The organism is Hymenobacter lapidiphilus (assembly GCF_003417065.2).
Taxonomy (GTDB): Bacteria; Bacteroidota; Bacteroidia; order Cytophagales; family Hymenobacteraceae; genus Hymenobacter.
In genome coordinates, this window is the sequence record NZ_QVLT01000026.1 from 1 (window position 1) to 12,344 (window position 12,344).

Consider the following 12,344-nt stretch of genomic DNA (forward strand, 5'->3'; position numbering starts at 1 on the left):
GAGCAGGCGGTGGCCGAACAGGCCCGCCGCGCCCGTTGGCTGAGCGAAACGCAGGCCCGAGCCCTGCCGTTGCCCTCGAGCGCCGACCGCAAGCAGGGCCGCGTGGCCCCGGCGCTGGCGGGCTTCGCGCTCTACTTCAGCCCAGTGCCCGGCGACACGGTGCGGATGCCTTACCTGGTGCGGGTACCCGCCGGCTACGACCCCGCCCGGCCGGCGCCGGTGGTGGTATTTCTGCACGGCGGGGTGGTCAGCACGCCGCAGTTCCAGCACACCAACCCCGACGCGGTCACGCCGGAGCCTATTTTTGCCGCCGCGCCGGCCGATGCGCTGGTGGTGTATCCGTTCGGTCGGACGAGCTTTGGCTGGGTGGACCAGCCGGCCGCTTTTGCCCAGGTGCTGCGCATCGTCACGGCCGTGCGCGCCCGCTACCGCACTGACCCGGCCCGGACCACGCTCGTGGGCATAAGCAACGGCGGCTCGGCGGCCCTCTGGTTTGCCGCGCAGCCGGCCGCGCCCTTCAGCCGCTACGTGGCCCTGGCGCCCGCCCCTAAACTGCTACTGGCCCAGTCAAGCTATGGCCCGCTCGGCAAAACCAAGCCCGTGTTGATGGTAAGTGCCCAGGACGACGACATCTACGCTTACGCTGCCGTGCGTGCCGCCTACGACGCCAACCGCGCCGGCCGGCCTAATTGGGTTCTTCAGACCGTGCCCAAAGACAAAGGCGGCCACGGCTTTTTGTACCGCCCCGAGGGGCTCGCGCTGCTGCGGCAGGCGCTGCGGAGCACCACCGTAAAACCAAGCAAGCGGTACTAGTCCCGCGGTGGGCGCGGCGCGGCCCCTGACGGCTGCGCCGTAGCTCGTCTGACTCTGGCCCCATTGGCAGGAGGCCGGTGAGCTGAGTTTAAGAAAACGGTCGGCGATTTCCCTTACGCGAGCGACATTGCCGACGTAATCGCGGCGAAGTACAGCGGCCGGCGTACCCAACCGAATTTTAAGCAGTTCTTTCCCGAAATCCTCACGTACTTGAGCCAGACATTCCCCACCGCCGCCTCACCGAATCAATGATGGCTGTCCGACCGTGCCTCTTTCCGGAATGGCCCGTGCACCTAGTGGTCTGGGCCTTGCTGCTCGTCCAGGACGTGGTGGCAATGCTGGATGCGCCAGCCTACCCGGTTCCCAAAACGGCGGTGCTCACGTACTGGCTGATAGGACTGGGTTACTCGCTCATCAACGCGACAGCATTCTACTCGTCGAGCTGGCTGGCCGCCCGGCCGTTGCTGGCGCAACCGTGGGGCTGGCGGCCCCTGGCTTGGGCGGCGGGTGGGTTGCTGCTGGCCCTGCTACTCATCACCGGCGTGCGGTACGGGCTCGAATTTCACGTGTTCAAACCCCTGCTCGGCTTCGACAACTACGGCCAGAACACCGCCTTTACCGCGCAATGGTATGTGGAAAACAGCGTCCGGTATTACTTTGACTACGTGCTCTACGGGTTGCTGTACGCCTTTGTCCGGCATCATTTACTGGCGGAACGGCGGCGGCGCGAAACCCAGCAAGCCAACACCACCGCCGAGCTGACCTTTCTGCGCTCGCAGCTGAACCCGCACTTTCTGTTCAACACCATCAACGACATCTACGCGCTGGTGTACCAGAAGTCGGACGCCGCGCCGGGGGCCTTGCTCAAGCTCTCCGAATTGTTGCGCTACATGCTGCACGAATCCCGCCACGACCGGGTGCCGCTGCGCCGCGAGTTGGACTACCTGGACGGGTTGATTGAGCTGCAACGCCTCGGCGCCAAGGGCAACCTGCACCTCGACTACCAGGTGCGGGGCACGCTCAACGGGCAAACCATCGCCCCGCTGCTGCTGGTGTCGTTCGTAGAAAACGCGTTCAAGCACGGGGTGCTGACCGACGCCGCGCGGCCCGTTACGCTCCACCTCGATCTGACGGCGACGGCCCTGGAATTTTGCTTGCGCAACGCCAAGAACGCGCACCAGAAAGACCAGCTGGGGGGCATCGGGCTGCCCAACGTGCGGCGGCGGCTGGCGCTGCTCTACCCCGCCCGGCACACGCTGACCGTGACCGAATCGCCCGCTGATTTTCAAGTGACCCTCCGCCTCGACTTATGACCGACCCGATTCCGTGCCTGCTGGTGGACGACAAACCGCTGGCCCTCGACCTGCTGACCGACTACGTGGCGCAGGTGCCGGCGCTGCAGCTGGCAGGCCGCAGCGAAAGTCCGGTGGAGGCCCTGAACTGGGTCGGGGAACGGCGCGTCGAGCTGATTTTTCTCGACATCCAGATGCCGCAACTCACCGGCCTGCAGTTCCTGCAGGCGTTGGACCGGCGGGCGCAGGTGGTGCTCACGACCGCCTACGCCGATTACGCGCTCCACGGGTTCGAGCACGACGTGGTGGACTATCTGCTTAAGCCCATTTCCTTCGAGCGGTTCTACCAAGCCGTGCAAAAGGCGCACCGGCGGCTGCGCCCGGTGGCGGCCGAAGCGCCCCGTCCCTACCTGTTTGTCAAAACCGAACACCGGATGCAGCGGGTCGATTTGGCGGAGGTGCGCTACCTGGAAGGCTTGCAAAACTACGTCGTGATTCACACGGCGACGGAGAAGATTATTGCCCGGCAAACGCTCAACAGCCTGGAGGTGAGCCTGCCGGCATCAACGTTTGTGCGCGTGCACAAGTCGTACATCGTGTCGCTGGCCCACATCCACACCGTGGAGCGCAGCCGCATCCTCATCCAGGTCGCCGGCAGTGATGCCCGAGTAATTCCCGTCGGGGATGCCTATCGAAGTGCCTTCTACGGCAGACTGTAGCTAGGTTCAGGTGCTTGGTGTGTACATCCGCTTTCGTGATTTCTAGTGTCGGGACTAGTGTTGCTTGCCACTTGCTCACGCTGCACCAAAAAATTGAAGAGTGAGGCTCCTATTTTTGAACGGAGCGCGTTTAAGCCACCACCGTTTCGATGAACGCAAAGCCAAATCCATGAGACCTTTCGCCCAGTGCAAGACTTGCCACCAGGAGCCGCCCTTTTCCATCAATCCTTTTTTTGCCCCATGAGCTCTAACTTTCTCACCGCCAGTGACAATGACGCCTTGTGCGCACGCATCCAACAGCTGCGACCGGATAGCGTCCGTCACTGGGGCAAAATGACGGCCGGCCAAATGGTGGTGCACTGCACCGACCAACTGCGCGTCAGTCGCGGGGAGAAAGCGGTGAACTCGACGCGCCTGCCCGGTTTTATTAAACCACTGGTGAAGTGGCTGGTCGTATCGCGCCTGAAGGCCTTCAAGCCGGGCATGCGCACGTTAAAAGAACTGGATGCCGAGGCAGGCATGACCCTGCCGACCACCTTCGAAGCGGACCGTGACGTATTGTTGGGCTTACTGGAGCGCGAAAAATACGGCCCGCAGGGGGTGGAGCATCCCGTGTTCGGTCATCTGACGGCCCAGGAGTTTGGGGAGGTCACCTGGAAGCACCTAGACCACCATTTGCGGCAGTTCGGGGTGTAATAAACCCTTCCTTGAACCGACTGCGGTGTGTCTAAGACAGTACCGTTCAAATGAACACAGACTGGCCTTCTCTTCTGCACTACCTCTGGTTAGGCATCTTTGCTCTGGTGCTCTACCGTATTGCGCTGCCATGTTGACAATTAAAGAGTTTTTCGCCCTAGACGATATAATAAAGACTCGGTGGGGGCGCAACGCCTTCCGATACGTGGATTACTGCGGGCTGCATCCCCTGCGACCCTTGGAAAGCGGCGCCTATCCCTGTACGCCAACGAACACGCTCAGCTTCGCGAGCACGGGGGGCGATGGTGTCCACTTTGGCCTGCTCAACGCCCGCGACGAAACCGCCGCTGGCCCGGTGGTCATGACTGTGCCCATAGCGGAGACGAACGTGGTGGTGGCCGAAACCTTGGCGGAGTTTTTGGGCATTGGGAGCCGAATGGGCTGGTTTGAACTTGAACAATTGGCCTACGATGCCCCCCGCACCGTGGCATATTACGGCGTAGCGCCCGCGGAGGTGTCGACCCAAGAGCAAACCTTTCTCGATCTGGTTCGCACCGAACTGCGCGTGGCTCCCGTGGCCCTCACATCCGAGCGCCTGGCGTACCTCAACCGGCGCTACTTGCCGCAGGTGCAGGTTCCGCCTTTCGAAGGTTAGTTACCCTCCTTTTTCTGAGTGGGCCCCGTTTACCATCGGACCCTTTTCGTGAACACATTGAGTAATATCGGTCACCTTACCTTCCTTTCGCACCTCATATCATATTTGTTCACTCTATGGCCGCTATTACGTCACTTGCATCCTTGGAACAAGCTCTGCTACAGGTGGGCGGAACGCCGAGGGTCCTAGAAGCGCTGTGGGATGGCGACACGCAGGGCTGGTATTTATGCGTGAGCGTGTATGTGGAAAAGAGTGTTTGGCCCCTGAAGAAAACCGTATGCCACGCCTTAGGCACCGTCGTGCTGGGTACTGATATTCGCCTCTTCAACGGCCACGTGCCCCCTTGACCCGAGGCGGAATTGGTCAAAACGTTTGTGCAGCAAACTCAGGCGAAGTATGGCCTGACCCTCTACTTACCGTCGGAAGAACCCGATCTCGATTGGCCCCGCTGGACCGAGCGGGAGCAGGCGAGGGCCTGTGATGATTGTGGCAAGCTTGGCTTTCCCACGGATAGTCCCTACCTGCCAAAGCACATCTGCTATACCTGTCACCTCAAACGGGAGCAAAAGGCGCACATCCAGCATGAGCAACCGTGTGACGACGGCGTTAACCTTTATGTGTACAATAACGGGGTGTACCGTTCGGTAGGATACGTGAGCCAGTTCGACAGTTTTGCCATTGCACCTTACGTCGACCCCTCCTTATTACTAGGTGCTGCTCCGCCTACAATTCACGTCATAACGCTGGAGCATAACGCTTTGGTAGAAATCCAGGCCCACTTGGCCGAAGCACTGGAAAAGAAGCTAGCGTGCTACAAACCGGCGGAAAAAGAGAGTCGCAAGAGCCATTCCTACCACTTTGAGCACATGGCCTACCAGGGCGTCACCTACGAGTTAGAACTCAAATGGCATGAGCGGCATCGCGAAATAAGAATCCTGTTTGATGGCTGGGATACGACTCGAGGAGCCATAGCAGACGGTTCCATTTACAAAATCTACTTCAAGCGGGGGATTAGCTATCGCGATGACTCCTTACTACGTCACCTGAACTACCCGATCCCCAGCCCGAAGACGATTGACCAGCTTGTGCAGCATTACAGCGGTATTCTCTCGCAAGAAGAGATTAGTAGTGCCTTGGCCAAACTTGAGGCCATGCATTGCCTGGAAGTAGTGGGCCGGGACGTGACCATCACGCAAACCGGCCGCAACATAGTGTAGCCACCGGAAAAGGACCATCGCCGGATCACATCAACTCCTACTCAGCTACTATGGGCCACCGAATGGCTCCTTTCGGTGAACTACTGTAGAAGGTCGTGTGTGTCCCCAAGCGCTACTTTCATCTTCGAAGGGGAGAAGAAGCTGCTTTAAGGCCTAGATGAGGGGCTGACATTAAAAAGGGTTGTTTTTAATGTTTTAAATAGATGTTTGGGCTACATTTACGGCCGGGTACGCCCGCTAACCTTATTTACTCCGCGTTTTAATGCCAATACAGCCCCTGTACGCTATTAACCCCAGCCGGGACGTGCCCTGGAATGCCTTGCCGGATCTGCCCCTTGCCCAAGAACTGTGGCGCACACCCGAAGTGCTCGAGCAACTCGGCCATGCCCGCGAAGCCCTGGGGCGGTTGCACGGCCGCAGCGTGGCCGTTCCTAACCAGGGGCTGCTGGTGAATTCCATCAGCTTACAGGAAGCAAAGGCCTCCAGCGCGATTGAGAACATCTTCACCACCGACGACGAGTTGTACCGCGCCTTCAGCGAAACCGCGGCCGAGCAGGCCGAGGGACCGGCCAAGGAAGTGTTGCGCTACCGCGAGGCGCTGTGGAGCGGCCACGCGTACCTGCAAACGCAAGCCGGCTTTACCCGCGACTACTTCGTGCGCATGTTCCGCGAAATCAAGCAGGTCGAGGAAGGCATCCGCCCCCCATTTTCTTCGACCATCATCCGCCAGGGCGGCAGCGGCTACAACGCCGGAAAGGCCGTCTACACCCCGCCCCGGGGCGCGGGCGTGGTGGAAGCCAAGCTGGACAACCTGCTGGCCTTTGTCAACGACGACCACGCCTACCCGCTGCACCCCTTGCTCAAGATGGCCATTGGGCACTTTCAGTTCGAAGCTATCCACCCGTTCCGGGACGGCAACGGGCGCACGGGGCGCATTTTCAACATCCACTACCTGGTGCACAAAGGGCTGCTGGACTACCCGATTCTGTACCTGAGCCGCTACATCGTCGCCCACAAGGAGGCGTACTACGGGGCCCTGGCCGGCGTCTCGCAGCGCGGAGACTGGCAAGCCTGGCTGCTGTACATGCTCAAAGCCGTGGAAGTCACGGCGAACCTGACCTTTGACAAAATCAACCGCATCCTGGCCGCCCGCGACGCCATCGGGGAAGTGGTCGCGGGCCAGAAGAACCTGCGCCGCCCCGACCAGTTGGTGCAGAAAATCTTCACCCAGCCCATTACCCGCGTCAAGCACCTGACCGAGGACCGGACCTATGCCGAGAACACAGCCCGGGACTACCTGAACAAGCTGGTGCAACTGCAGGTATTGGAAAAGCAGACCATTGGCGGCAATCATTACTACGTCAACCGCGAGTTGTACAGCATTCTGGAAGATTAGTGCCCTAAGCCCTAGGGGCAAACTGGCATCCTTTAGAAAATTGACCGTTTGGCTAAACTTGTGCTTTAGCGGCAAGCGACCGAGTACACCTTCCGTTATTATCACTCATGGGGTTAGACATATACCACGTTGTTCCTTGTCCGAAGACGACCGAGGTACTCGACTATTTTACCGTAGCGGAGTTGGGTGATTCGCCCGGCTTTGTCGAAAAACATCACGCCCTTCTAGCGGCGGTAGACGAAGAAGAAGCGAATACGAAGGGTATCTACTTCCAGGACAAAGGGTACCAACGGAAAGGCATGAACAGTGCGTTTTATCAAGACTTTCAGAATGATAAGCTTTATTTCGACTTGGCCAGTGTGAAAAAGGCATATGCATACCTCAAGGCTGACCACATCAGCACGTTAGAACAGTTGCAGCAGAACTTCCGACAGAACTTTATTGACAACTTTGTCGAGGGCGAAAGCCTGTTTTTTGCAAGCTGGTGAAGAAAGGAACATAGAAGTTTAACCCTCCTTTTGGTGAACGGCGCGCAGCAGTAGTTAACACCGCATACTAGAATGTGGGGGTAGCACAACATCCACTAAAGGCAGCTTTGTTGAAACCTTTAAGCCACTCTTCGAAAGGATTCTGATTTAGGCGCATAGCCTATACACGTTCAGGTACGGTTGACAAATAGCTGGTTATATTCGTCCCCGATCGGGGATAAAATCTGTTGCTCCGCCCATTTGTACACCCGCTCGGGCGCTGCCATGCTGTTTTCCCTTGCCTTATTTGTCAAGCAGCAGCGTGAACTGTTGCACTTGTCCGAGCCCACAATGGCGGCTAAAGCCGGCGTTGGGCTGCGCTTCGTGCGTGAACTGTTGCACAAGCAGGGTAAACCCACGCCCCGGCTAGACAAAGTCAACCAAGTACTCTACCTCTTCGGCCACGGAATGGCCCCTGCTTCCCTTGACCACACCCTGCTTGTGCAACAGCCATGAGAATATTTCGAATATATATAGTACTAATTCTCCTGGTTCTGGTGAAAGGACCAGGAGAATTGCTATATGCGCAATCGGACTCCACACAGGTCAATAAAGTGGCGAATTCCTCTAATAGCCAAACCGAAGCCGATAGTCTTTTTAGTCTTGGCGAAAAATATTTGAATTCTCAAAAATACGAGCAATCGCTGCCGCTTTTCCAAAAAAGTATCGAACTATATGGCCTCACTGATAATCACAAAAAAACAGGAGATTGCTTCAACTACATTGCAGTAATACATTATTATCAAGGCGACTATTCCAAAACAATACTCTTCTTCAAGAAGAGCATTGAGTCACACAAAAAAGCTAGATATAAAAAAGGAGTGGCCTCACTTCTAAATAACATAGGCAGTGTGTATAATACCTCTGGAAACTATCTCAAAGCATTAGATTATTACAAGCAAGCTATTGTTATGTTTGAGGAAGTTGGAGAGAAGGAAAATCTGGGTGTAGCTATTCGAAACATAGGGCTGATTTACATGGAGGGTAAGGACTACAAGAATGCGATGGAATACTTTCGCAAATCGTATGCTCTTCATAGAAAGTTGAACGATCAGAAAAACATTTGCGAAACCCTAATACCAATAGGGAATGTGTATGCCAAAGAAGGAAGGTACGATAGTGCTTTCGAGAACCTTACCAAAGCATTACAAATTGCAGATGAGGAGAAGGATAAGCAATTGCAAATCAGAGCACTCGCTAGTTTAGGTGATTTGTTCTATAGTAAGTCAGACTACAACCGAGCCTTGCCCTATTACACTCGTTGCTTGGCCTATTCAAACGAAGTAGGCAGATTGCAGTACCAAAGTGAATCGCAGATTGCCATTGGCGGCATTATGCACATGTTGGGAAAGAACAGGAGTTCACTAGTGAAATGCCAAGAGGGGTTGAGATTGGCCGAAAAACTGGGGTCTCTGTCCCAAAAGAAGGGGGGGTGTGATTGCCTGTATCGGGCACATAAGTCATTAGGTAACAATCAGCAAGCACTGCGCTATTATGAGCAAGCCAATGCGTACGGGGACAGCTTGAACTTAGCGGAAACGTCCAATAAGATGATGGGCATGGAGTTCCAGCAGCAGCAGTTGGTCGATAGCATTGCCTACGTCAAAAAAGAATACGTCGTTCAGCTCAAGCACAAAGAGGAGGTACGGCGCAGAGAGAAGAGCAGAAACATCATCGTCATCTCGCTGTGCTTTATGCTCCTGATTGCGGCTGGCTTGTGGAACCGGCTAAACTATACCAGGAAGTCAAAGTCGGCATTACAAACCGAGAAGGACCGATCCGATACTTTATTGCTAAACATCCTTCCGGAAGAAATTGCGGAGGAACTCAAGGAGAAGGGCAAGGTGAGTGCCCGGGATTATGATCTGGTGTCGATCCTGTTCACCGACTTCAAGTCATTCACTCAGACCGCCGAGAAGATGACTCCCCAGAGCTTGGTTGAGGAGCTAAATATATGCTTCAAAGCATTCGACCTGATTACAGAGAAATACCAGATCGAGAAGATAAAAACCATAGGTGACGCCTATATGGCGGCAGGGGGCATTTCTAAGGCGGACAAGGACTCAACCAGAAACATCGTGTTGGCAGGACTTGAGATGCAGGCGTTTATCAGGAATAGAGCCCTGGAGGCCCACCGGACAAATCGCCCCGCCTTTGAAATGAGACTGGGCATCCACATTGGGCCGATCGTTGCCGGGATCGTCGGGGTGAGGAAGTTCCAGTACGACGTATGGGGGGACACGGTCAATACGGCCAGCCGGATGGAGAGCAGCGGCATGGTCGGGAAAGTAAATATCAGCGAGACGCTGTACCAGATCATCAAAGACGAAGACTGCTTTTCGTTTGAATACAGAGGCTACGTCCAGGCGAAGGGCAAAGGTGAGGCAGCCATGTACTTCGTTGAGAAGTGCAGCGTAGCTCAGCTCGTGGCCTAATTAGGGTTGAGGTGGTCTAGTTACGCTGGACAGTTTAGGGCGTTAAGTGGAAGGAGCTGTTGATGAGTTTGATACGGTGTCTGGTAGTCGATGCTGGAGTGCAGCCGTTCGTAATTATAGTAGTCGAAATAGTCGGCGACGCTGCGCTGGGCATCGGCTAGGTCAGCAAAAACAGGCCGCTCGCGGACTTCGAGTACTTCGGTTTTGAGGCGCGACCAGAGACTTTCGGCCTAGGCATTATCGTAGCAGTCGCCGCGGCGGCTCTGCGAGCGTAGCGCCTGGTGGTCGTGCAGCAGTTGCCGATAGGCCTTGCCGCAGTACTGCCCGCCGCGGTCGGAGTGCACGAGCAGGCCCAGCGCGGGCAGCTGGGACCAAAAGGCGCGCTGCAAGGCGCTGGTCACCAGTTGCCAGGGCATCGTTGCCCCAACCTGCCAGCCCACGACCTGCTTGCTGGCCATGTCTTGAAAAGCGCACAGATAAGTCCAATCGCCGTTAGCCAGGGGCAGATACATGATGCCACGGCTGACCCAGACCCGGTTGGCCTGGACGGGTTTGGGCTGGCCGGGTTTGGGCTGGCCGAGCAGCCGATTCAGGGCGCAGCGCAGCCCGTGGGTCGAATCCGTGGTGCGCGGGGTAAAGGCCTTGGGCTGCAGCGCGCGCAGACCCCGGCGGCGCATGGTCGCTCGCAGACGCTGGTGGCCAACCCGGTGCCCCTTTTTGCGCAGTGCTACCTGCAGGCGGCGCGTACCATAACAGCGCTTGTGCGCCCCGAAGACCTTTACCAGCGCCGTTTCCCAGGCCGGCTCCGGCTGCGTTACGGCCTGCTGTTGCGCGTGGTGCCAAGCGTAGTAGCCGCTGGCTGGCACGGCTACTACCTGGCAGAGCAGGCGCACCGGATACTGGCTCCGCTGCTTATTGATGAAACGGTAGCGGCGCATAGGGTGTCGGTCTGCGAGAGCCTGCGCTTAAAGCAGGCAACTGGCAATGGCTTTTTTTAAAATGGCTAGTTCCTGAGCCTGCCGCCGGGATAAGGCCCGCAGCTGGCGCAACTCGGCGGCCGTAGCCGGGTCCAAATCGGCCCCGGCTACGGCCGCGACGGGCATCAGGGCTTCTTTCTGCCACTTGTAGAGAAGCTTGGGGCTGATATTTAGGGCGCGGGCCGCGGCCTGGATCGAGCGGCTCTCGCACGCCAGACGCAGGACCTCGGCGCGGAAGGAGGCGTCATAACGCCGACGTTTGGCGGGTTAGGAGCTGTCTTTCATGACTGTCGAAAGATAAGACCGTTAAAGTGAACGTGTGACGCCTATTCCTCGCCTTGTTGTCGCTGCCCCTTAACGGGAGTAATAATAGCGCCAGACCCGGGTTAACGCGCCATCAGGGTCGGTTGCACTGTCGCGGAGGACGAGCCGATGACGGGTGAGGGTGGTCAGCAAGAGGGTATCGGCCAACCCAATGAAAGCACCTACCTCTTCCCGACGAGCGTGGCCCGCACGCACCAAGGCCGTGTCCACCACGCGGCGCACCCGCACCGTATTTCCCTGCCGGATGTAGGCATGCGCTTCTCGCACGCTGCCCGAGTAGGTCCACTGCTTCGGCCCGATGGTCAGCCACGCGCCCGGTGGGAGCGGGTCCATGAAGCGGTGGGAAAAGTGGCCCCGGCGGTCGTAAAAGGCGGCCCCAGCCGAATCATAGCGCCACCGTCCCATTAAGTCAGTGCTCAGGGGAGCGAGGGCACGGGCTTCGGGTTCGTGCGGCTGGCAACCGGCCAGCAGCCACAGCAGGCCCGCCGTGGCCACCGCCGCCAAGTCGGGGCAGGCAGTCTTTTCCATAGGGAAAGGTAGCCCAAGTGCCGCGTTAGGCAACGCGATGTAGCGAGACCCTCCTTCAATTGAACAGAGCGCGTTTAGCTTCGGACCCTTTCGGTAAACGCGAGGAAGCGATACCTTTCGTGCCGGTGCTTCCTGCAGCAAAAGGTTAACCCGTGCCTATGAACAGTAAAGAAGCCTACTTCCAGGACTTAGAGTCCATCGTAACCGACCAGGTGTACTTGACCGCCTCGCGGGAGGAACTGGATAAAGAGATTGCCGAAAACATGTGGACCATCGGCGTGAGCGAGGAACTGGCCGGGGTGATTGCGCCCGAAGAGGTCCAGGCCTTTTTGCAGCGCGTCAAGCGTAACCGCCGCGAGCAACTCGCCCAGTGCGGGCAGCCCAGCGGGCTGCGCTACTACCTCTGGCACGACCCGCAGGCAGGGCAGCTGCGGTTTAACTTCATAAGCGTGCTGCATGAAGCCTTACCGTTCAGGGCCCCCATCACCCCCTGTGCAGACGAGGCCTCGATTATCCGTGCATGGCTGCAAATCAGCGGAGACATAGGCTCACCGCTAATGGATTCGGCAGACCACAACAGGGTGCAGGTGTATGAAGAAGTACTCCTGGACTATTAGAACGCTCCTTTTCGTGAACGAGAGAAACTGACTGAATCTCTAATGCTCTGATGCCCCTGCAGCGCGTGATGAGTTTAAGAAACTTGTCTGCAATTCGTAGTTTACGAAATGCGCCAAAGAGATGAGTTTCGTAGACTCCTCTTCCGTG

Annotated in this window: 13 protein-coding genes and 2 pseudogenes; 11 read left to right on the forward strand and 4 right to left on the reverse strand. The window is 57.3% G+C overall.

What is annotated here, in order from left to right; genetic code table 11:
• The 10 genes from D0N36_RS14185 to D0N36_RS14230 all read left to right on the forward strand — a co-directional run.
• The coding region (locus D0N36_RS14185) for an alpha/beta hydrolase-fold protein (protein ID WP_199798341.1) at nucleotides 1-813 on the forward strand (813 nt) is incomplete at its 5' end.
• A 287-nt stretch (nucleotides 814-1,100) separates the two neighbouring features.
• On the forward strand, nucleotides 1,101-2,126 hold the full coding sequence (locus D0N36_RS14190) for a sensor histidine kinase (RefSeq protein WP_190242682.1): 1,026 nt from the start codon (nucleotides 1,101-1,103) through the stop codon (nucleotides 2,124-2,126).
• A 23-nt stretch (nucleotides 2,127-2,149) separates the two neighbouring features.
• The gene (locus tag D0N36_RS14195) at nucleotides 2,150-2,824 is read left to right on the forward strand and encodes a LytR/AlgR family response regulator transcription factor (protein WP_242478926.1); all 675 of its coding nucleotides are present in this window, start codon (nucleotides 2,150-2,152) and stop codon (nucleotides 2,822-2,824) included.
• Between the two features lie 240 nt (nucleotides 2,825-3,064).
• Nucleotides 3,065-3,520 (forward strand): DUF1569 domain-containing protein, encoded by a 456-nt coding sequence (locus tag D0N36_RS14200; protein ID WP_116942458.1) that lies wholly within the window; start codon nucleotides 3,065-3,067, stop codon nucleotides 3,518-3,520.
• Between the two features lie 361 nt (nucleotides 3,521-3,881).
• Nucleotides 3,882-4,175 (forward strand): hypothetical protein, encoded by a 294-nt coding sequence (locus D0N36_RS14205; RefSeq protein ID WP_147320911.1) that lies wholly within the window; start codon nucleotides 3,882-3,884, stop codon nucleotides 4,173-4,175.
• 359 nt (nucleotides 4,176-4,534) lie between these two features.
• Nucleotides 4,535-5,392 (forward strand): hypothetical protein, encoded by an 858-nt coding sequence (locus D0N36_RS14210; protein WP_116942461.1) that lies wholly within the window; start codon nucleotides 4,535-4,537, stop codon nucleotides 5,390-5,392.
• 262 nt (nucleotides 5,393-5,654) lie between these two features.
• Nucleotides 5,655-6,788 (forward strand): Fic family protein, encoded by a 1,134-nt coding sequence (locus D0N36_RS14215; RefSeq protein WP_116942462.1) that lies wholly within the window; start codon nucleotides 5,655-5,657, stop codon nucleotides 6,786-6,788.
• A 107-nt stretch (nucleotides 6,789-6,895) separates the two neighbouring features.
• The gene (locus D0N36_RS14220; protein ID WP_116942463.1) at nucleotides 6,896-7,276 is read left to right on the forward strand and encodes a hypothetical protein; all 381 of its coding nucleotides are present in this window, start codon (nucleotides 6,896-6,898) and stop codon (nucleotides 7,274-7,276) included.
• A 264-nt stretch (nucleotides 7,277-7,540) separates the two neighbouring features.
• Nucleotides 7,541-7,771: a helix-turn-helix domain-containing protein gene (locus D0N36_RS14225; protein WP_116942464.1), complete on the forward strand. Its 231-nt coding sequence runs from the start codon at nucleotides 7,541-7,543 to the stop codon at nucleotides 7,769-7,771.
• 41 nt (nucleotides 7,772-7,812) lie between these two features.
• Complete coding sequence (locus D0N36_RS14230) at nucleotides 7,813-9,750, forward strand: adenylate/guanylate cyclase domain-containing protein (protein ID WP_190242683.1); 1,938 nt, start codon at nucleotides 7,813-7,815, stop codon at nucleotides 9,748-9,750.
• Between the two features lie 20 nt (nucleotides 9,751-9,770).
• Here the strand turns inward: D0N36_RS14230 and D0N36_RS20295 are convergent.
• The 4 genes and pseudogenes from D0N36_RS20295 to D0N36_RS14250 all read right to left on the reverse strand — a co-directional run.
• Nucleotides 9,771-9,968, reverse strand: a pseudogene (locus D0N36_RS20295) (integrase core domain-containing protein); the annotation flags it as partial.
• Between the two features lie 12 nt (nucleotides 9,969-9,980).
• Nucleotides 9,981-10,688: an IS3 family transposase gene (locus tag D0N36_RS14240; protein WP_116942466.1), complete on the reverse strand. Its 708-nt coding sequence runs from the start codon at nucleotides 10,686-10,688 to the stop codon at nucleotides 9,981-9,983.
• A gap of 27 nt (nucleotides 10,689-10,715) precedes the next feature.
• Nucleotides 10,716-10,976: pseudogene (locus D0N36_RS14245) on the reverse strand (transposase); the annotation flags it as partial.
• A 105-nt stretch (nucleotides 10,977-11,081) separates the two neighbouring features.
• Nucleotides 11,082-11,579 carry a hypothetical protein gene (locus tag D0N36_RS14250; protein ID WP_116942468.1) on the reverse strand — a complete coding sequence of 166 codons (498 nt, stop codon included), beginning with the start codon at nucleotides 11,577-11,579 and terminating at the stop codon, nucleotides 11,082-11,084.
• Nucleotides 11,580-11,737: 158 nt separating this feature from the next.
• Between D0N36_RS14250 and D0N36_RS14255 the strand changes: the two genes are divergently transcribed.
• The gene (locus D0N36_RS14255; RefSeq protein WP_116942469.1) at nucleotides 11,738-12,196 is read left to right on the forward strand and encodes a hypothetical protein; all 459 of its coding nucleotides are present in this window, start codon (nucleotides 11,738-11,740) and stop codon (nucleotides 12,194-12,196) included.
• Nucleotides 12,197-12,344: the final 148 nt, after the last annotated feature.